The organism is Psychrobacillus sp. Z16_25 (assembly GCF_056856695.1).
The window spans coordinates 238,922-258,806 of the sequence record NZ_JBXEOV010000002.1; the positions used below are offsets into that span (position 1 = coordinate 238,922).

The window sequence follows — 19,885 nt, forward strand, 5'->3', positions numbered from 1 at the left end:
AGTATGTTGGTCAGGAAAACGTTGTCACACGATGTGACGAACTTAGTCTTCCATCCTTTACATGAGCCATAGCCGAACGCTTTCGCGCACCGTTGCTATGTCTCACCTGTCTCCCTACCCTTGCAGGAGTCGCCGACGCTACTACGTACCAATTAGTGTTGCCTACTAAAAATATAAGTCTTGATTAATAAACGATAAATATATTCCAACATGGATTAACCTATCTAGAAAAATAAGCACCCCCACTTCCTATATTTGAACCATTTATAAAAGGTCAGTTCCTTCTCTTTTTTGTCTTTTTAAGTATCCTTTATATGGAAAAAGAGTATAATATAATTAGAACAATCGTTCAATTTGTGGAAAGGAGCTTATAAGTGAACAAAAGGCGCTATGACAGTGAGAATGCTAAATACGAAATTATGGAACAAGCAACCCTTTTGTTTTCTCAAAAAGGGTATAACCAAACCTCTGTTGGAGATATTTCAAAGGCTTCAGGTTATAGCAAAGGACATATTTATTATCATTTTGAGAACAAAGAAAAGCTCTTTGTGCTTTTGGCTCAGAAAACCATGCAAGACTGGCATGACAAGTGGAAGGCAAAAGAGTCTAACTACTCGACTGCATCTGAAAAACTCTATGCAGTAGCAATGCATGTACTTTACAATTACCAAACACCCTTACTAAGCGGAGGTCAAGAGCTTGCCTCCAATCCTCATTCCAGTCCAGAATCTGTGAAGCAGTTATACGATTTAGCTATTATTCCAATGGGTACTTATCAATCTATTTTACGTGAAGGGATAGAAACCGGAGAATTTAAGCCCGGAAATTTAGACCAATGGACAGTTTTACTCGGAACATGGCTAGGAGGTTTATGTCAGCTTACAAATACACAGGATTTTCAGTCGCTTGAACCTTTGTTCAAAGAAGCAATTACAATTTTTTTAGGTTCCATTAAAAAAGGGGGAAATGTACATGAAGAGGACAATCGCTTTAATCGGGGACAGTTTAACGGAAGGACGCCCAGGGGTATCTTTTAGTCGCTTGCTAGAGGAGAAATATCCAAGCATTTCATTTGAGAATCATGGGAAGCCAGGTGAAACGATTAAAAGTTTACATACACGCTTATCTAAAACCAAAATAGACAATCATTATGATTTAGTCTTCCTTTGGATAGGTGTAAATGATGTTTATTCCAAACTGTTGAAAGTCCAGGCACAACCTATCGCAGAAAATCATGAAGAGTTTAAGGAATATTTTATCAAGATTTTGGATATATTAAATCCTTCTAAAACAAAGATAGTCATCGTTTCACCTGCAATAGTAGGCGAAAGTTTAACAAATCCATCTAACAATGAATTAAGGAGCTTATCTTCTATTATTCAATCAATCTCCAATAATTATCCATCAGTAAGCTTTTTAAATTTACAACCTATATTTGAAAATGCACTTTCCGGCATACCTACTTCTGATTACATCAGCACTAATGTGTTAAACGTCATGAAGGATGTGTTCTTTTATAAGCATCCTAACCGGATTGATCGACTATCGAAAAAACGGGGATTACATTTGACGATGGATGGAATTCATTTGAATAGTAAAGGTGCTTCCGTTGTCTCAGAACAATATGCATCAATGATAGATCAAATCTTATTTAGTGATAGTAGCAGCCTGGTGAACTAGTATGGTGGACAATATGAAAATTGCGCTTGTAACCGGCGGTGCCTCTGGAATTGGTAAAGCAATTTGCCAAGAATTAATCACTCAACATGTATTTGTCATAATCACTGATATAAATGAAGAAGCCGGAAAGATACTCGAAACTGAGCTTAATCAAGAAAGTCTTGCTAGTAGGTTTATCTTTTTGAACGTGACAGAATACGATTCTTTCAAGCAGGTAATGCAAGCTGTAATAGAGGAATTTGGTAGACTGGATTATCTATTTAACAATGCTGGTATTGCAATGTATGGTGAATTATATGATATGACGATAGAAGATTGGAAAGAAATTATGGATACTAACTTATGGGGAGTTATTCATGGAACGCAAATAGGCTATAACCTTATGAAGGAGCAAGGATTCGGACACATTGTAAATACCTCCTCTGCTGCTGGATTAGGTCCTACACCTATCTCTTCTGCCTATTCAGCAACAAAGCATGCAGTGGTGGGATTAACTACCTCCCTTCATTTTGAAGCAGAAGCCTTTGGAATTAAAGTAAGTACTCTTTGCCCTACTTTCGTTGATACTCCCATTTTCCGTCAAGCCAAAGCAATCAATATCAACAAGGCCATTTTACTCGATCAACTAAAAAAACAGCGAATGATTTCCCCTCAAAAGCTAGCGAAAATAGCTATTAAGGGTGTTCATCAAAACAAGGTAATCATCTGTCCTATGCCGATGCGTAAAACAATGGATGTCCTTTTTATACTTTTCCCTTCGCTTCACAAGTTAGTGATGAAGTTGGTTTGTAGAGTAAGTCGAGAAGGTCGTTTATCCTGAGCTTAGATATTTCAATAAATAATTTAACTACAAGTCGGTTTCTTGCTGTTAGAAATCGGCTTTTTTATGAATTCTTTTTGGACTAAAAAAACACAGTCAAACTCAAAGTTTCGAGTATGACTGTGGTATTCTTTATAAACCTTCTCTTTGTAGTTTTTTAAATTGTAAAAACATTGCGATTCGCCAGGGAACTATCATTCCGAAGGCTAAAATCCAAAACATGCCACTTAATGCCCCTACATCTATTGAAGAGCTAAGCACAAGTTTGGCAATGATTCTAATAATAAGCAAGCCAATAAGAATAAAGATAAATGCTTTGGATTGCTTTAAATAAATTTCTCCATCTCTTCTTTCAAACTTCGAAGTCCATATAAGAACTCCCGAAAATACAATTCCTGCCACTAACGCTTCTATTATTTGCGCTCCTGTTACGCGGAAAAATGGAAATAGAAACATTAAAGCTCCTGTAGACATAAATAATGGAGGCAATAGAATTTTCTTTGCGCTTGCTGGTCGTTTTGCAGATTTAGCACGTAAAGTCGTCACAATAATTCCCATTCCAATTGCAAACACCGAAGTGACAATAATCATGGTATTGGCTGGAATTGATTCAAACATATAATTACTCCATCTCCATTTTATTTCTTAGGAATCTATTACGTTACGTAATACCTGTACTAGCTGATTCGGATCAAAGGGCTTTGTAAGAAAATCCTTGGCACCGGCATCTAAGGCATCTACGATTAGCTTTTGCTGTCCGAGTGCTGTTACCATCACAATCTTGGCAAGTGGGTCTATTGCAATAATCTCTTGAACCGCCTCAATCCCCGATATGCCAGGCATTGTAATATCCATCGTAACGAGATCAGGCTGTAGTTTTTTATATTGCTCAATAGCCTCTATGCCATTTGCAGCTTCACCAATTATTTCGAATTGGTGTTCCTCCAGCATTCTTCTCATTGTAGCTCTCATAAACATAGCATCATCCACTACTAGCACGGTTGTCATGGAAACTCTCCCTTCTGTTAGAATCCAGTAAAGTCGCCGAATAGAGGACTCAAGATTTGAATAATATAAGTCATTCCATCAAAGAATAATAGAATTCCAAGTGCTATCATTAAGTAACCACCTATTTTCACAATTAGGTTACTATTTGTTCTAATCCACTTCAAACGTGTAACAAAGAAGGAGAGAACGAAGAATGGAATGGCAAAACCAAGAACGTAGGCGAGCATATAGAATACACCAGCGTCAGGGTTTGTGACTCCCATCATTAAAACAGCTGCCAGGATAGGTCCTGTACATGGCTGCCAGCCTGCTGCAAAGGCCATCCCTATTAATATAGTCCCTATAAAACCGGTTGGTCGATTCTTAAACTCTAATCTCTTTTCTTTCATTAAGAATTCAGGTTTAAATATTCCTACAACGACTAACCCAAATATCACAATGAATATTGCTCCAACCTGACGTATTAAGTCGCCATACTGAATAAAGAAGGTTCCAATAAAGGAAGTTGCGTATCCCAATGCGATAAAGATAATTGAAAACCCTAGTAAAAAAAACAAGGTATGAAGCATTCCTCTTTTTTGCATCAGCTTTTTATCCGTTTTTAACTCTTCCAGTGACATCCCTGTTATATAGGATAAAAAAGCTGGGTAAAGAGGAAGGGTGCATGGAGAGATAAAGCTCAAAAAGCCTGCACCGAATGCTAAAAGCAAGTTTACATCAGTACTCACGACAGTCTCCCTTTCCGAATTGCTGTTCCTATCGTATCAAACTTTTAGTCAATTTACTCTATTAAAGCTTGTGACAGCTTTTCGAATCTTTGTGCCTAGGCAATATCCTCTACTACTCCATTTTGCAATAAATACATTTTATGATAAAGGCCTTTTTGATTTAGCAATTCTTGGTGAGTTCCTCGTTCCACAATTTCTCCGTGGTGCAAGACTAAAATGAGCTCTGCGTCTTGAATAGTACTTAATCTGTGTGCAATCGCGATAGTAGTTCTTCCTTTTCTCATTTTTTCTAGACTATTTTGAATCGCTACCTCTGTTTCCGTATCGATGTTAGCCGTGGCTTCATCGAGCACTAGAATCTTTGGATTCGTAGCTATTGTTCTGGCAAATGCGATTAACTGTCTTTGGCCGCTGGAGAAGGTAGATCCGCGCTCTGTCACCTTTTGCTTATACCCATTTGGTAAGTTCTCAATAAAATAATGAGCTTGAACAAATTCAGCAGCAGCCTTTACCTCATCCTCACTCATATCTTTTGCATGTAGCCTTATATTACTTACTATATCCCCGTAGAATAAGAATGGATCCTGTAAAACTAAGCCTATCTTATTTCGCAGCTCCTCTGCCTTAAAGTCCTTTACAGAGTATCCATCAATTTTTATATCTCCATGCTCAAACTCATAGAATCTCATTAATAGATTAATAATTGAGCTTTTCCCTGATCCTGTGTGACCAACTAATGCTACCGTCTGTCCAGGCTCTGCGGTAAACGAGATATTTTTTAATACGTCTGTTTTTCCATCATAAGAAAAGGTGACATTTTGAAATTCAATTTTTCCTGATTGAATAGTTGCTTTTTCTTTGTCCTGTTGAGCAGGAGCAAGGGCCTCTTCATCTAATAAGGTAAATACGCGAGATGCTGCTACAATCGCTTGTTGGAATAAAGACAGCCTTTGCATCACTTGATTGATAGGCTCGAAAAAGCGGTCTATATAAGTTACGAAAGCATAAATAACCCCTATCTCTACTACATTATTCATGGAAGTGATTCCAAAATAACTTAACAAGATGATGATACCCAATGCATATACAATATCAATAGCTGGTCTCAGTAAAAGACTATCTAATTTTATATTTCGTTTTCCCGCGTTCCAATGACGGTCATTTATCTCATTGAATTCATCCTGCAAACGTTCTTCCTGTCTAAATGCCTGTATCATCGTCATTCCTTGTAATGACTCCGCTAGTTTTGCATTTAGCTGGCTTAGTCTTTCTCGAAGATCTTGATAAACAACGGAGCTATATTTTCGGTAATTAACCATAATGACAAAAAGGATAGGCAATAGCACTGTGGTAATCAACGCCAGCTTGACGTTCAATAAGAACATAGCGATGTAAACCCCAATTACCAATACCCCACTTTGAATAAAGCCAACCAATACGCTGACAAACATATCCTTAATAGCTTCGGTATCATTCGTAACACGTGACACGATACTTCCAGCAGGTGTTTTATCAAAATAACGTATACCTAGCTTATGAACCTTTGAGAATACGTCAATCCTCATCTGCTGAATTATCTTTAAAGCGATTTCTTGGAATTTTAGTAGCTGGAAATAGCTAACAATGGTATTAGTAATTTGTATAAATACATAGCCTAGTGCTAGCCCGACAAGTGGACCAGTAGGGAAATACCTAGGTGTCAAATAATCATCCATAAACACACTGATTAAATATGGCCCTAAAATATCAACCGTTACTGTAATAACCAACAAGAATAACGCGATTGAAATTTTCTTTTTATGTGGCTTCAAATAGGTAAGTAAGCGTTTGAATACCTTCCACTGCGCTTTTCCAGTTAGAAGTGTCTGTTTTTCTTCCATTATGCTTCCCCTCCTTGCTCCACAAGCGTTTCTAGCTGCTGCAACTCATACATTTCTTTGTATATACCTTGTAACGCTATCAACTCATCATGCGTACCTTTTTCTACAATTGTTCCGTTTTCCATTACGATAATTTGATGTGCATGTTGGATTGCGCTTAATCTATGAGAGGTGATAATCGTCGTCTCTCCGGTTCTCGTTTCCTTCAAAGCTTCTAGAATAGCTTCCTCAGTTCTTGCATCTACTGCAGATAGAGAGTCATCAAGAATAAGCATCTCAGGTTCCATCATCAGTGCTCGAGCAATCGAAATACGTTGTTTTTGCCCACCAGAAAGGGAAACTCCTCTTTCCCCTACGATTGTATTATAGCCATTTGTGAACTGGAGAATGTCTTCATGAATATTAGCTAGCTTAGCAGCTTCGTAAATTTTCTCCATCGAAGCACCGGCATTAGCAAATGCAATATTACCAGCTACTGTTGTAGAGAACAGAAAATGATCCTGCGGCACATAGCCAATCGCTTCACGTAGAGCTTGCTTTTTATAATCATCAATCGGATGGTCGCCATACACGATTTTCCCTTTATAGCCTTCAAATTCTCTCATCAACAGCTTCAAAATAGCTGTCTTACCTGATCCTGTCTTCCCAACTATTCCAAGTGTCTCTCCCTTTTTAAGCTGAAAATGAACATTATGTAATGCAACACGATCGTCTCCAGGAAACTTAAATTCATCAATTTCAAAATGCAAGTCACCGTGAGGTTTCTCTGTGATTGCGTTTGGTTTATCATCAATTTCAATTTCTTCATCTAAAATGTTACGGATACGATCATAAGAAGCTCTTCCTCGCTCCATTATGTTAAATAGATAGCCAAATGCTAGCATTGGCCAAACAAGAAGTCCTAAATAAGAAGCAAAAGCAAACAAATCTCCAATCGACATTTCTCCATTTAAAATAAATCTTGTTCCAAAAGTAATGGTAAGGAAATAACACATACCTACGATTAACGATATGGTCGGATCAAACAATGAGTCGATTTTGGCTACCGTAAGATTTTTCTTCACTACTTCCTCTGACAGGTTTACAAAGTCCTCTGTATCTTCCTTTTCCTGTCCAAACGTTTTGATAACCTTGACACCTGAGATGCTCTCCTGTGCTTTATCATTTAAATCAGAAAAGGCTTCCTGTGCATATCGAAACCTTTGATGTAGCAGCTTTCCATAATAACTCGTGGATATCGCCATTAAGGGTAGAGGAAGAAGTGCAATGATTGTAAGCTTCCAGTTAATTGTAATTGCCATTGCAGCAATTACAAAGCCTCCTGTTGCCAAGGAATCTACTAGCGTCAAGACACCCGACCCAGCAGTCTGTTGCACTGCGGATAGATCATTTGTAGCATGGGCCATTAAATCCCCTACTCGCTTTTTTTGATAAAAAGAAGGAGCCATCTTTGTAAAATGACGAAATAACTTTTCTCTTAAAAGTCTTGCTAAAAAGATAGAGGATCCGAAAATCATGATTCTCCAGTAATACCTTAATACATACATCCCTATTGCGGCTGCAGCTAAAATGCTTAACCACTTTATCAGGAAATCTCCTGTGAGCGTTCCACTACTAATCTCATCTACAACAAACCCTATAATTTTAGGTGGTATCAGCTGCAAAAAAGCAACGAACAGCAACATCAATATACCTATAAGATATTGCTTTTTCCTAAGCTTAAAATACCAACCCAAATCAAAAAATACCTTCATTTTGATCCCCCATTTACAAAATCAGACTTTTCCATTTTATCAAAAGTTTGAACATTAAGAAAGATAGGAGAAACAAATAATTCGGGAATTGAAATAATTTTTATACTGATGATTCTGTAGAATAATAAAATAAGTATGGCTTTTTACATTTCTATCCACTTCAGACGGAAGAGCAATTTTTATTCATGCTCATCTTGAATCTCAATGTTACTTCTAATAGTTGATGTACGCTATAGGCGGACGCTTTTCGAGGGGGGAGCGATGAGCCGTTGCCGAACGCTAACGCGTACCGATGCAATGTCTCATCTGACTCCCTTTCTCCCTCAGGAGTCGCCGCCTTCCGCTCCCATCAACAGTATATGTAAGTGTAAATTTATCATATTAAAAATCATATTCATAGATGGCAATAAAAAAAGAAATGAGCTCAGAATAGCATCTCTAAGCTCATTTCTTTTTTTAATAGTTAATGTAAAACTTCAAAGGTTTGGACGTAGCATTCCTCTTCCTCGACCATTTTCTTCTCCTCTTTATACTCAAGTCCAAGCTGACTTAGTGCTTTTCTCCAAAATGTCACAGCTGGTTGATTTTTTGCAAGCTCCATTATGACATATTTGCCTTTATTTTCTTGAAAAAGAAGAGTGAGCGCTTTCTTGCCAATGCCCTTTCTCCGGTAGTTCTTGAGAATAAAGAAATCATTTATACAAATATCGTGATCCTTTTTTAAGAACGGTCTTTTTAATAGTAAAAGAAACCCTACTAATTTCTCCCTATCTTTTATTAAGTAGGGCTCGATTCCTTCATTTGTCCATAACATATCAATAGAATCATATACATAGGAGCCATCTGAAGAAACTTCTATTTCCTCTGTATACTCGGAGAGATCATGTAAATAAAGAGAGTACATGTTCTCTAGAGTCTTTTTTTCCATTAACTGGACTTTTTCTATTTTCAGTTCCAATTTAGCACCTCTTTATTTTTGTAAGGGGCAAAGCAAGCTGCTTCGCCCTCTATATTATTTTTACGTACCGCAATAGGTTTGGTATGGAATCGCAGATGGTGCTGGCGGAGAGGTTAATTCTCCATAATCCTTGGTATAATCGTATGGATTTTTTAGCGCCTCTAGTAGCTTATGCATGACGGAATAATCTCCTTTATCAACCGCCGCTTCTAGCGCTTCCTCCACTCGGTGATTACGAGGGATTATCGCTGGATTATGCTGCTCCATTAGTTCACGCACTTCTTCTTGTGTTTGTCCTTGGCTGTCCAACCTTTTCTTCCAGCGATCATACCAGTCGATAAAGGCTTGGTATCTGAATAGATTTGTTTCATTTTTATTATCTAACGTTAATGCTCGGAATGTATTGGTATAGTCCGCGTCGTTTTGATGCATAAGCTTGAGCAATTCGTTTATAAGCTCCTCGTCGGATTCCTCTTCCTGAAACAGACCCAATTTAGCTCGCATACCTGCCAGCCAATGTTTCTTGAACAGCTTTGGAAACTGTTCAATCTTTTCTTGTGCAAGGTGAACAGCTTCCTCTTGATTATCTGAAATAAGTGCTAAAAGGCTCTCTGCGAATCTTGCTATATTCCAGGCAGCCATTCTTGGCTGGTTCCCATAAGCATACCTTCCTTGCGTGTCGATGGAGCTATAAACAGTAGCAGGATCAAACTCATTCATAAACGCACACGGTCCATAATCGATTGTCTCTCCACTGATGGTCATATTATCTGTGTTCATGACACCGTGGATAAATCCTACTAGCTGCCAATCGGTCAGTAGCTTGGCTTGTTTTTTAAAAACTTCTTCTAATAAAGACAAATATTTATTAGGAGCAGATTTAATAGCAGGATAGTGCCGGTCTATTGCATAGTCTGCTAAAGCTTTCAGGTCCTCCTGCTCTCCCCATGTTACTGCAAATTGAAAGGTTCCAACACGTAAATGACTAGCTGCAATCCTTGTCATAATTGCTCCAGGCAACTCTGTCTCTCTATAGACGGTTTCACCAGTTGTAACCACCGCTAGACTTCTAGTCGTTGGAATCCTTAATCCAGCCATTGCCTCACTAATAATATATTCCCGAAGCATTGGACCAAGTGCAGCTCGTCCATCTCCGCCTCGAGAATACGGCGTTCTTCCTGCTCCCTTTAACTGAACGTCGTATCTTTTCCCATCAGGTGTTACTTGCTCTCCAAGGAGGATTGCGCGACCGTCTCCTAGCATCGTAAAGCCACCAAATTGGTGCCCTGCATAGGCTTGCGCTAATGGGATACCTCCTTGAATCGGTTCATTTCCAGCAAGAATTTCTATGCCTTCAGGACTTTTCAGCATCTCTATATTTAAACCAAGTGACTCTGCCAACGATTCGTTTAAAATTTGGAGCTTTGGTGAGCGCACCGGGTTTAACTCCATCTCCGAATAAAAGATAGGTGGGAGTTCACTGTATGTGTTCGTTAACTTCCAGTCTTTGTTGTTTTTCATCTTCTCGCTCCTTTCAAACACTTCTGTCTATATCTTACTTTGTTTCTCCTTTGCTATCCATTATTATCCACTCGGCAGCAGCTCGTAAATCTGGAAAAACAGCATCGGCAAGCGAATCGCTTTTTCCTAGGAAAACACCCTTCGTACCTGCTCTCTTCCCTGCCATAATATCCGTGTCCGTATCTCCGACCATATAGGATTTAGCTAAATCTATCTGATATCGTTCGGCTAAGTCTTCAATTAATTTACTATTAGGCTTTCTACAAGCACAGCCAGCCTTTGGTTTATGTGGACAATATACAGCTTCATCAATGACAGCCCCTTCTTTTTTCAACTCACTAATCATGTACTGATGAATTTTTTGAAGCTGCTCCTCCCTCATATAACCTAATCCTATACCACCTTGGTTCGTAACGACAAACACATGGTCAAAATGAGCATTTAGCATCTTAATTGCTTCTGCTACGCCAGGCAAGAAGTACAGCTGCTTCGGATGATTTACAAATTTGACTCTCTTTGTCAGCACCTCATTAATAACTCCATCTCTGTCCAAAAATACTGCTGTTTTCATGGTTGTACACCTCTTTTTGATCGATGTAGTTACGTTACCCATCTATTTAAAAAGTCATGTACCAAATAAAAAAACCGATAATTTCTTATCGGTCTAAACTCTATTTATTATTAATTTCTTTAATTGTTGCTAGCGCTTCTTCTACACTACTTACCCCGTAGATATTCATTTGAAAATTATATACCTTCTTAATTTTCAATGCCTCTTCTCTATTCTCTTCTGGGAGTATAATATTGTCGATTTCACTAATTGCCGCAGTGAACACCTTTTCCCTAATCATCCCCACTTCTTTCACTTTTCCTTTTTTAGTAACTGCTCCAGTAATGGCGATCTTTTCATCATTTCTTATTTTATTTTCATAGACTAGCTGTGACACTACTAGCATGAGGCCAGCACTATTTCCTTTGTAATTAGCTCTTTTTAAAAATCTCTGAATTGCAGGATGGTTCACTTCTCCTAAGTAAGCGTTAATATGATTAGTCATCATCTCAAAATCCTCTGCACAAATGGTAAGCAGCTGACAATATGCTTTGTTTTTAGCTGTATAAATCTCTAAAGGAGATTGTTTGATTTCTTCTTCTGGAAAATAAGGAAATGTATTCAGCCTTTCCTTCTCTACATTTTTCCTCGGGACCGTTCCCACTGGCAAGCTGAATATGTTAGTTCCCGCAATTATTTCTTCCGGCTCTACGTAATAAGCAACTTCATCTGCCACCATCAAAAAAACACCCTCATAAAGTAATAGGACAAGAATAGCGATTAACGGAAGGAAGAGAGATCGTTTTTGAAAATATTTCTTATTTCTAAGCATTATCAGTAAGTGGCATACCATCAATAATAGGATTGCCGCCACTAGTATATCGCTATTGATATATCCAAATAAATAGGAGAGTAGACAATAAAAATATAAGAAAATGCACAGGAATAGCGGTAGAATTTCATATTTTTTCTTGCCTGTTAATATATTGTTCCTCTCCTTTTTCCCCTAATATGTCCTTACCGGTACAATTAATTGAAGCAACCGATCATCCTCCAGAGAATGAATGACAAATGGTCGCATACTACCGGTAAATTGTATTTTTATCGGCTGATCTCCAAATGCCTTTAGTCCATCCATTATATATTTAGCGCTAAAAGAAATGGTGATATCTTCTCCAGCCAGTGTAGACGCAGGAACCTCTTCCTCTACATGTCCTACCTCAGGTGAATGAGATGATATTTCAATAGACCCTTCACCTATAGCTTTCAAACGAACAATATTATTTCTTTCTTCTCTCGCCATTAAGGATGCACGATCAATCGCTTGAAAAAGATGCTTCCCATCAACCTCAAGTGAGGTTTGAAATTCATGTGGGATTAGTCTAGATGTGTCTGGATAATTTCCCTCTAATAAACGAGAAATAAATACAATTTGAGGAGTTTTAAACATTACCTGCTGTTGATTAAAGGTGATCCACACTAACTCCTCCGTATCCTCTATCATTTTATGTAACTCATTTAGAACCTTTCCAGGAATCACTAGATTATATTCTGTCTCATGAACACTACTTAAGGATATCTTTGTTCTTGCAAGCCGATGACTATCTGTTGCCGTGCAATTTAGCTCATTCTGTTGAAGGCTCCACTTTACTCCTGTTAATACAGGTCTAGTCTCTGAAGTCGACACTGCAAATACAGTTTCTCGTATGATTTTACGAAGGTCGTGTCCCTTAATTGAAAATAATTCTGTATCTTCCGGTTCTCCGATAAGAGGATACTCACTTGGATCCATACCATTCAAATGAAAATCTGACTTTCCAGCACGAATGTGGGTTTGATAATTAGCACCGACCGTAATCGTTACATCATTCGAAGGTAGCTTCCGTATAATTTCATAAAACATCCTAGCAGGAACGACAATAGAACCTTCTTCTACTACTCTGATTACCTGGTCTCCGTTCTTTTCAGCTTTAATGAAGGATTGGATAGTCTTATCTGAATCACTTCCCGTCAACAGCAGTCCTTTCCTATTCAACTCCATTTTTATTCCTGTCAGTATTGGAAATGTCGTCTTCGAGCTAACCGCTCTCATCACGTTATGTAGTGCCTCTACTAAATGATCGCGCATAATATCCAATCTCATATGTATGTCCCCCTAGTCACTTTTATAAGTCTTTCGTACACAAAAACCTTTCGATTCCTGGATATTTTTCGCCTAAACTGGTGATAGTAAATCCGCAATTTTTATAAAAGCCCACTGCATCCTTATCTGTTTCCGCTTTTATTCTTGCAGGCTTGCGTTGCTGACTTATTTGTCGAATCATTTCCCTACCGGTTCCTGTTCCTCTATATTCTAAAGCAACGGCAATATGGAGAATTTCTATTTCTCCCAATGCCAATTCTCTTATTCCGATACACCCTGCCCATCCATTCCTCTTTTTTATTCCAAACAGCAGTCTTTCTTGTTCTGTCTGATAACGCTTTATTTCGTTTTGAGCATCACTTGCCGCATATGCCAGTAATTCTTCTAGCGATCTATCTATTTCATTCTTTTTTATTTCCTTCATAGCTTCCCTCCCCTTTATTAATTCGCCTAAATTTGGTAAATTCCTTTCTAATAAAAGAAGCCAACTATCTTTACTAGTCAGCTTCCGTTACTTCTTATGTCCTCCAAGCAATCCTGCCCTATTGATTGCTGTGCCGGCATCTGTATAAGAAACGGCTCGCAGAATCGCAGTTGGACCGTATTTATTTCTTAAATAATCCATCGTCTTTCCAAGCTTGTGCTCCTTCCACTTTCTCTCCTCAAAAAAGCTAAGCTGAACGGAGCTCTCGGGCTCTAAGTTTGTAATAGAAATAGCCAGCCTACGAACCGGACGATGATCATAAAATTCATCGAAAATCTTCTCGCATACTCGATAGATTTTCATTGTCGCATTCGTCGGCTCTTCTATAGAACGAGAACGGTTAAATCCTCCTCCAAACGCATTTTTACTATAGCCGACCGATAGATGAATCGTTCTTCCAGCCATATTTGCCTCGCGCGCACGCTTGGCTACGTCCTCACACATCTCCAAAATAACCGCCATTACCTCCTTCTTTGTACGATAGTCGCGGTATAGGACTTGCCCTTTTCCATAGCTAATTTGCCCGTCTACAATCGGCGCACCGAGCTCTGACAAATCAATTCCCCACGCATGGTGATAAAGCTGGTTTCCCATCACCCCAAATTTATCCTCCAAAATGGAAAGCGGCGTCTTTGCCAGCTGTCCCACATTGAAAATCCCCATATTATTTAACGTTTTCTCCAGTCTAGAGCCAATCCCCCACATCTCACTTAAAGGTGAAACTGGCCATAGTTTTTTCGGCACATCCTCGTAAGTCCACTTCGCAAATCCTGTTTTTTTGGCTTCTAGGTCGAGAGCAAGCTTTGCCATCAGCATATTGGGTCCCATTCCCACTGCGCAGGGAAGCTGAAATTGATAATGCAGCCCATCCTGTATATGCTTGACAGTTTTCTCTACTGGTCCCCAGAGCTTTTCAGTTCCTCCTAAGTCAACAAAACATTCATCCACGCTATACACGTGTATGTCCTCCATCGGCACAAACTGATTTAAATAACGCGTAATCTCCATGGACATCCGAACAAAGAATTCCATTTTCGGCTCAATTAAATGAATAGATGGATCGTTTGGAATCTCAAAAAGGCGTGTACCGGTTTTGACACCAAATTTCTTTTTCATAGGTGGCGATGCAGCCAGGACGACACTTCCCTTTTGCTCGAGGTTCCCAATGACCGCTATCGGAGTAGTCATCACATCTAATCCCCTGTCTGCTGCCACACAGCTCGCAAAAAAGCTTCGCATATCAATACAGATAATTTTTCGACTTTCCAATCCTTCATACATCCTCATAACCTCCATAGAACATCTGTTCTTATATTATACCCAAAACATTTGTTCTTATTCAATGGATATTTCAGGGGGAAAGATGACTGTTTTCCAATCTGTGGGAAAATAAAGATAAGCGGTGACCAAATCACCAGTAGGCGTTTCTAACATATTGACAATCGCAAGTAAATTGGCAAAGAGTGCAAGTAAGCAGCTCGTTATCGCAAGTAACTCTTTTGGAAACGCAAGTATTCATTCCACGACCGCAAGTAAGTTTCGTAAAATCGCAAGTGTTTCCTTTTTATTGGTAATGCATTTGAATGTGAGTAGAGCTCCCAAACTTTATTTTCCAATATAATCCGTTTTGCAACTAATTTAGCGATAAGTGCAACTAAATCCGTAGTCACTACGAGTAAATTTGTTGACAAACGCAACTAAATTAACCGAGAGCGCAACTAAAGGAAACGACAGCGCAAGTAAGCACTCCCAATTCGCAAGTAAATCCACAGCAACCGCACGTATTTCCTTTTCACTGGAAATATCACTTAACGGTGAGCCAATCTCTCGGACTCATGTTCCAGTTTCAATGATAAAATAGCTAAAAGCTCACATCTGATACCACCAATCCCCCCTTAAAACAAGGCTGTTATAGGCTTTAAGGAGGCATAGATTATGTGGTTAGACGTTTATGAGGATTTTAGCGAATTAAGTAAATCGGAACAGTTAGCACTATTTGAAGCGATGAAACAAGACTTATTCCCAGAAGAACCAGATAAAATCAATAAACTTCTAAAAAGTATTCGTGAAGCACGATTTTCATCGGGATTAGGCTGTGTTCATTGTGGTAGTACATCTGTTAAACGAAACGGCAAATATCGTAGTCGCCAACGCTATCTGTGTAAGGATTGCAATAAGACGTTCAACGATATGACGAATACTCCATTCTCAGGCTCACGTTATCCTGAAAAATGGGTTAAATATATTGAACTTATGGTTGAAGGATATACGTTACCTAAAATTGCTGACAAACTTCAAATACACATTTCTACCGCATTTTATTGGAGACATAAAATCTTGTACGCATTAGGTAGTCTTGGTTTTAACCAATTACGAGGTATCGTTGAAAGTGACGAAACCTTCTTTCGTGAATCCTTAAAGGGGCATCGTCAAATAAACCATAGAAAACCAAAAAAGCGTGGAGAAAAAGACGAAAAAAGAGGGATTTCCAATCTTAAAATTGCCGTTGTAGTGGCGCAAGACCGTAATGGCAATATAATTGCTCGAAAAGCAGGCACAGGTCGTGTTAAAGCAGAGGAAATCGACAATGTGATAGGTGAGTATATCCACCAGTCTTCTTTGTTGTGTACAGATACAGCGACTAATTATAAGAAGTTTGCAAGAATCAAGGGGTTAAAACACGAAACGGTAAATGAACGACTAAAACAACGTGTGAAAAAAGGGATTTTTCATATTCAACACGTAAATAATTTTCATAATCGCTTAAAAGGCTGGATGGAACGCTTTAAAGGTGTAGGAACTCGTTATTTAGACAATTATCTATACTGGTTCCGTTGGCTTGAAATAGGGAAACATTTAGCATTTGATAAAAGAATAGAACAAATGCTTATTTCAGCGTGTCAAAAATCAAATTATACAACTGTGGAATTATTAAAAAGTGCATAATAAAAGACCTCGATATGAGGTCGATTTTATTATTTTCTAACAGTATCGTTTATGAAAAGCTCGTCTACTGTGGTATCCAGTACAGAGGCTATGTTAAAAGCTAATTGTAAAGTGGGGTCATATTTATCATTTTCAATCGCATTTATCGTTTGTCTTGTTACATTACAAAGTTTAGCCAGTTCTTCCTGAGATAGTCTTACCGATTTCCTTAATTCCCTAATACGATTTTTCATTTAACCGCCATATTTCTTCTTAGATAATAGTAACGAGATTAAATATATAACCGAAATCGTAACAAGAAAACTAAATGGATTCATACCTTCATAAGAACTGTCTGTCCAAGCTGTTAAATAAATAGATTCGATAATTTCTAACAACAAGACACCGATTACAACTGTAAACACGTATGATTGTGCTTTCATTTTAATGTAATTCGTCCTTTCATCACCTAATTTAGGTAATGAAACAAGAGTCGTCACAATTAAAATGAGACATATTGCTAAAATAATTAAAGATAAAATTATCCAATACATATTTCAATCCCCTCCTCATAAATGTAAAAAGTTTTTTACATTTATTATTGTATCTTTCTTTTTTGAAATGTCAAATCATTTTTACATTTTGTTTATTTATTGATTATGACCAATAGCAACAATCTTTGAGAAAACAGCCTAAAACAAAAAGGTCTCGGAACTTAATCCGAAACCTTTTCCTTACTTCTTATCAACTTGTCCTCATCCTGTTTTGTCAACAGCTCCAACTTTTCCTTAAGCTGCTGTCTGTTCCACTCAACAGTCTGCTCAGAGACCATTAGCTGATTTCGTCGTTTTGGAATTTTCACTTGGCCATTCATTGCTCTTGTATAGCCTTCAATCATGCAAGCTACGGAAAGTATTAATAGAGCAAAGCAGATTGCTGGTGCCAATGCGAGCCATGGGACACCCTGCAGATAGCGGAAGGAAGCACCAAAAAGTCCCGCCCATTCGAAGGCAATGGACTTCGGTGGATCACCAAACATCGGGTCGTAGCTCACGTGTGTGCCACCAATATATAGCTGCAGGAGCCCTAAATGTGCAAATACAACAAGCGTTTCCACTACCTGTTGGCCGTATAGCACAAATAACTTTTCTCGCATCAATGGATACAAATGCTTTCGTATGATGCGGAAGCGACTAGCACCAAGCGTACGAGAAGCCAAAATAAATTCATTATGATAAAGCAGATTTGCCTCGTTGCCTATTAGAGCGGCAACAATAGGTACTGTGATAATTCCCATTAAAATAACTTGATAAAAAATACGCTCCCAAAGGGTCGTCGTAAAGCCGCCGGGCGGTTCCCAAAGTATTGGGAAAAGCATAAGATACGAAAAAATCGTCATCGGGATATAATGCAAAGGATCAATAAAGCTATTAATAAGCGAGCGTCTTCTCTGCCAATAAGTACCGATGGCATAACCAAGCGGTATTGCAAACAGCATTCGGACCGCTGCAACACCCATGGCGGAAAGAATGGTAACCTTTGCTCCAACCATGATTTTACTTAGCATCTCATATCCATCCTGATCTGTACCTAAAGGATGCTTAAGGCTTGGGGAAAGAGGTGCGGCCTCTAGTAAAATCCCATTTTCATCGTAGAGAAAGAATGTTTGCTTCGGATCGGGACCAAAAACCCATTCGTATACAAAGCTGCCTACTAGAAAAAAGCTAAATATGAAAAAACCAAACACAAAATAAGGCTGTCTCCAGATAGATTTCATTCTAACGCACCTCCCTTACTCACTTTTCGAAGGAAGTACCATTCCCCAACACTATACATGATAAAAACCGGGAAGAAGAAGCTGATTACGGTAATTAAAAAGAGCTCGCCGGATAGACTGGAGCCTAGATGAAACATAATTCCTGGCATATTAAACATTCTTTCTAGAATAAATAAGTTGGAAAGCATAAACCACATAGTCTTCTTTGATTGAAAAAATACGCTGATAATGGCATTCCGAAAAATATGTCCAATTAGGATAGCAAGCTTACCATAGCCCAATGACCTAGCAAGCTCCACATACATTTTGCGTTCTTCGGCCTCGAAGGTCAGCATACTCAAGCGATAAAGCTGAACCATCGGTAGAATCATTAAGCAAAATACAGGCAGAGCATATAGCTTTTCTCCTCCAGTAACTGCAATAGATAGCGAAATACCGGTGTTCTTATAAAGAAAAATAATAGCCAGTTGCACAAGCATAATGACCAAAATATCAGGTATAGCCTCTAAAAAGAAGAACAAAGACTTAATACGCTGACGAGTTTTTTCGGAAAAAAGCATGGTAAGTATAGTGAAAATCAAAGCAAAAACAACAGCTGCCAATAGAGATAGAAACAAAATCTCTAAAGAGTAAAATATATATTCCCGTATGTGTGTACCGAGATGGAGCGATAAAAAATCAGAAAGTGGGAAAATCCCTGTAATTTGTTCTATGTATTCCTTCCCTAAAAATTCTCTATTTTGAAAGCCTGCTATAAGAGTTGGTAAACCACTGATTAATAAAACACCAATAAGAGCGACCAACAGCTGAAGCATCCATCCTAAAAACTTATTCATGGTCCTTCCTCCTGCTATTGTCAAAACAAGATGCATGTGTTAACAAAATATATTGAATGAACGGCTATTTATTCTAAAAAATTTAACTTGTAGGGGGTTTCTAGCTCTGATAATTTACTTTCTATCTTTGAATGCACCTCTGAGGTAACATAGCCACTTTGGTTTAATCTCCAGCTAGACCCATCCTTGAAATAAAACATAAAATAACGGTCATTCCTATGCTCCTTATAAAGATAATAATCTACCTTTTCTACGTCTTCCCATGCATATACCTGCTTTTCAAAGGAAAAAGGAGACTTAATTGTTATTGCGCCAGGCATGATCTTTTCATACGAGGAGGAAGCTCCGAACAATAAAACAACACATGCCACTATTAGTATGCCAGCAAAAAGTACAGATTTTTTATTGACATCCTTTAACCAAAGGATAATGGATGCACCAGTCAAAAGGATAAAACCAATTGTAAAAAGAATGTAATTTACTGAAGGTGCTTGTATGAGCCAATATCCCCTCTCATAAAATAGGGTTTGAGCGATAAATATTGGTCCAATAATAATGATAAGCGGAGATAATAATAGTGTACAAACGCTAATCGCCAAAAACATATGACGGTTTTCTATAATACCTTCCATTGGTAAAACTCCTTTCATTGAATTTCCTATCTATTTGGATAATTATAACATCTTTCCATGCTGTGTAAATATTTAATTTGGTTAAACTTTTCTATATCCTTTGGACGAACACATACTAACCCGCTCTAAATAAACGGAAAAGTGTATATTTAGTAAATTTTTAAAGTATTCTTTTTATTACTCTGCTAC

At 38.2% G+C, this 19,885-nt stretch carries 21 protein-coding genes; 4 read left to right on the forward strand and 17 right to left on the reverse strand.

Features of this window, described 5'->3' with window-relative positions; translation table 11 throughout:
- Positions 1-374 precede the first annotated feature (374 nt).
- Genes AC1VU3_RS03880 through AC1VU3_RS03890 form a run of 3 tightly spaced genes read left to right on the forward strand, consistent with a single transcriptional unit; the run spans position 375 to position 2,500 of the window.
- On the forward strand, positions 375-1,037 hold the full coding sequence (locus AC1VU3_RS03880; protein ID WP_482982826.1) for a TetR/AcrR family transcriptional regulator: 663 nt from the start codon (positions 375-377) through the stop codon (positions 1,035-1,037).
- Positions 973-1,680, forward strand: coding sequence for an SGNH/GDSL hydrolase family protein (locus AC1VU3_RS03885; RefSeq protein ID WP_482982827.1), 708 nt, complete (start codon positions 973-975; stop codon positions 1,678-1,680). The genes AC1VU3_RS03880 and AC1VU3_RS03885 overlap by 65 nt, the downstream gene beginning before the upstream one ends.
- A 4-nt stretch (positions 1,681-1,684) precedes the next feature.
- The gene (locus AC1VU3_RS03890) at positions 1,685-2,500 is read left to right on the forward strand and encodes an SDR family NAD(P)-dependent oxidoreductase (protein ID WP_482982828.1); all 816 of its coding nucleotides are present in this window, start codon (positions 1,685-1,687) and stop codon (positions 2,498-2,500) included.
- Positions 2,501-2,632: 132 nt separating this feature from the next.
- On the opposite strand, the gene AC1VU3_RS03895 is transcribed toward AC1VU3_RS03890, so the two are convergent.
- The 12 genes from AC1VU3_RS03895 to AC1VU3_RS03950 all read right to left on the reverse strand — a co-directional run bounded on the left by AC1VU3_RS03895 (position 2,633) and on the right by AC1VU3_RS03950 (position 14,807).
- Positions 2,633-3,118 (reverse strand): CcdC family protein, encoded by a 486-nt coding sequence (locus AC1VU3_RS03895; RefSeq protein ID WP_480387984.1) that lies wholly within the window; start codon positions 3,116-3,118, stop codon positions 2,633-2,635.
- A gap of 27 nt (positions 3,119-3,145) precedes the next feature.
- Entirely contained in the window at positions 3,146-3,508 is a 363-nt protein-coding gene (locus AC1VU3_RS03900; RefSeq protein ID WP_482982829.1) for a response regulator, read from the reverse strand.
- A gap of 17 nt (positions 3,509-3,525) precedes the next feature.
- Positions 3,526-4,236, reverse strand: coding sequence for a cytochrome c biogenesis CcdA family protein (locus AC1VU3_RS03905; RefSeq protein WP_482982830.1), 711 nt, complete (start codon positions 4,234-4,236; stop codon positions 3,526-3,528).
- A gap of 95 nt (positions 4,237-4,331) precedes the next feature.
- Positions 4,332-6,116 (reverse strand): ABC transporter ATP-binding protein, encoded by a 1,785-nt coding sequence (locus AC1VU3_RS03910; RefSeq protein WP_482982831.1) that lies wholly within the window; start codon positions 6,114-6,116, stop codon positions 4,332-4,334.
- Complete coding sequence (locus AC1VU3_RS03915) at positions 6,116-7,870, reverse strand: ABC transporter transmembrane domain-containing protein (RefSeq protein ID WP_482982832.1); 1,755 nt, start codon at positions 7,868-7,870, stop codon at positions 6,116-6,118. Before AC1VU3_RS03915 ends, AC1VU3_RS03910 begins: the two co-directional genes overlap by 1 nt.
- A gap of 463 nt (positions 7,871-8,333) precedes the next feature.
- Positions 8,334-8,828: a GNAT family N-acetyltransferase gene (locus AC1VU3_RS03920; protein WP_482982833.1), complete on the reverse strand. Its 495-nt coding sequence runs from the start codon at positions 8,826-8,828 to the stop codon at positions 8,334-8,336.
- A 60-nt stretch (positions 8,829-8,888) separates the two neighbouring features.
- A complete protein-coding gene (locus tag AC1VU3_RS03925; RefSeq protein ID WP_482982834.1) occupies positions 8,889-10,349 on the reverse strand; it encodes a protein adenylyltransferase SelO in 1,461 nt (486 codons plus the stop codon).
- 34 nt (positions 10,350-10,383) lie between these two features.
- Entirely contained in the window at positions 10,384-10,920 is a 537-nt protein-coding gene (locus tag AC1VU3_RS03930) for a D-glycero-alpha-D-manno-heptose-1,7-bisphosphate 7-phosphatase (protein WP_482982835.1), read from the reverse strand.
- Positions 10,921-11,020: 100 nt separating this feature from the next.
- Positions 11,021-11,638, reverse strand: coding sequence for a S16 family serine protease (locus tag AC1VU3_RS03935; RefSeq protein ID WP_482982908.1), 618 nt, complete (start codon positions 11,636-11,638; stop codon positions 11,021-11,023).
- 267 nt (positions 11,639-11,905) lie between these two features.
- Positions 11,906-13,042 (reverse strand): DNA polymerase III subunit beta, encoded by a 1,137-nt coding sequence (dnaN, locus tag AC1VU3_RS03940; RefSeq protein WP_482982836.1) that lies wholly within the window; start codon positions 13,040-13,042, stop codon positions 11,906-11,908.
- A 22-nt stretch (positions 13,043-13,064) separates the two neighbouring features.
- Positions 13,065-13,466 carry a GNAT family N-acetyltransferase gene (locus tag AC1VU3_RS03945; protein WP_480387994.1) on the reverse strand — a complete coding sequence of 134 codons (402 nt, stop codon included), beginning with the start codon at positions 13,464-13,466 and terminating at the stop codon, positions 13,065-13,067.
- 87 nt (positions 13,467-13,553) lie between these two features.
- Positions 13,554-14,807, reverse strand: coding sequence for a Y-family DNA polymerase (locus AC1VU3_RS03950; RefSeq protein ID WP_480387995.1), 1,254 nt, complete (start codon positions 14,805-14,807; stop codon positions 13,554-13,556).
- A 654-nt stretch (positions 14,808-15,461) separates the two neighbouring features.
- On the opposite strand from AC1VU3_RS03950, the gene AC1VU3_RS03955 reads away from it, so the two are divergent.
- A complete protein-coding gene (locus AC1VU3_RS03955) occupies positions 15,462-16,472 on the forward strand; it encodes an IS1595 family transposase (RefSeq protein ID WP_480387996.1) in 1,011 nt (336 codons plus the stop codon).
- A gap of 29 nt (positions 16,473-16,501) precedes the next feature.
- Here AC1VU3_RS03955 and AC1VU3_RS03960 read toward each other — a convergent pair whose 3' ends face one another.
- The 5 genes from AC1VU3_RS03960 to AC1VU3_RS03980 form a co-directional block, all read right to left on the reverse strand.
- A complete protein-coding gene (locus AC1VU3_RS03960; RefSeq protein ID WP_480387997.1) occupies positions 16,502-16,705 on the reverse strand; it encodes a helix-turn-helix transcriptional regulator in 204 nt (67 codons plus the stop codon).
- A complete protein-coding gene (locus tag AC1VU3_RS03965) occupies positions 16,706-17,005 on the reverse strand; it encodes a hypothetical protein (protein WP_482982837.1) in 300 nt (99 codons plus the stop codon).
- A gap of 161 nt (positions 17,006-17,166) precedes the next feature.
- Positions 17,167-18,228 carry an ABC transporter permease gene (locus tag AC1VU3_RS03970; RefSeq protein WP_480387999.1) on the reverse strand — a complete coding sequence of 354 codons (1,062 nt, stop codon included), beginning with the start codon at positions 18,226-18,228 and terminating at the stop codon, positions 17,167-17,169.
- Positions 18,225-19,064 carry an ABC transporter permease subunit gene (locus tag AC1VU3_RS03975; RefSeq protein ID WP_480388000.1) on the reverse strand — a complete coding sequence of 280 codons (840 nt, stop codon included), beginning with the start codon at positions 19,062-19,064 and terminating at the stop codon, positions 18,225-18,227. The genes AC1VU3_RS03970 and AC1VU3_RS03975 overlap by 4 nt, the downstream gene beginning before the upstream one ends.
- 68 nt (positions 19,065-19,132) lie before the next feature.
- Positions 19,133-19,696, reverse strand: coding sequence for a hypothetical protein (locus AC1VU3_RS03980; RefSeq protein WP_482982838.1), 564 nt, complete (start codon positions 19,694-19,696; stop codon positions 19,133-19,135).
- Positions 19,697-19,885: the final 189 nt, after the last annotated feature.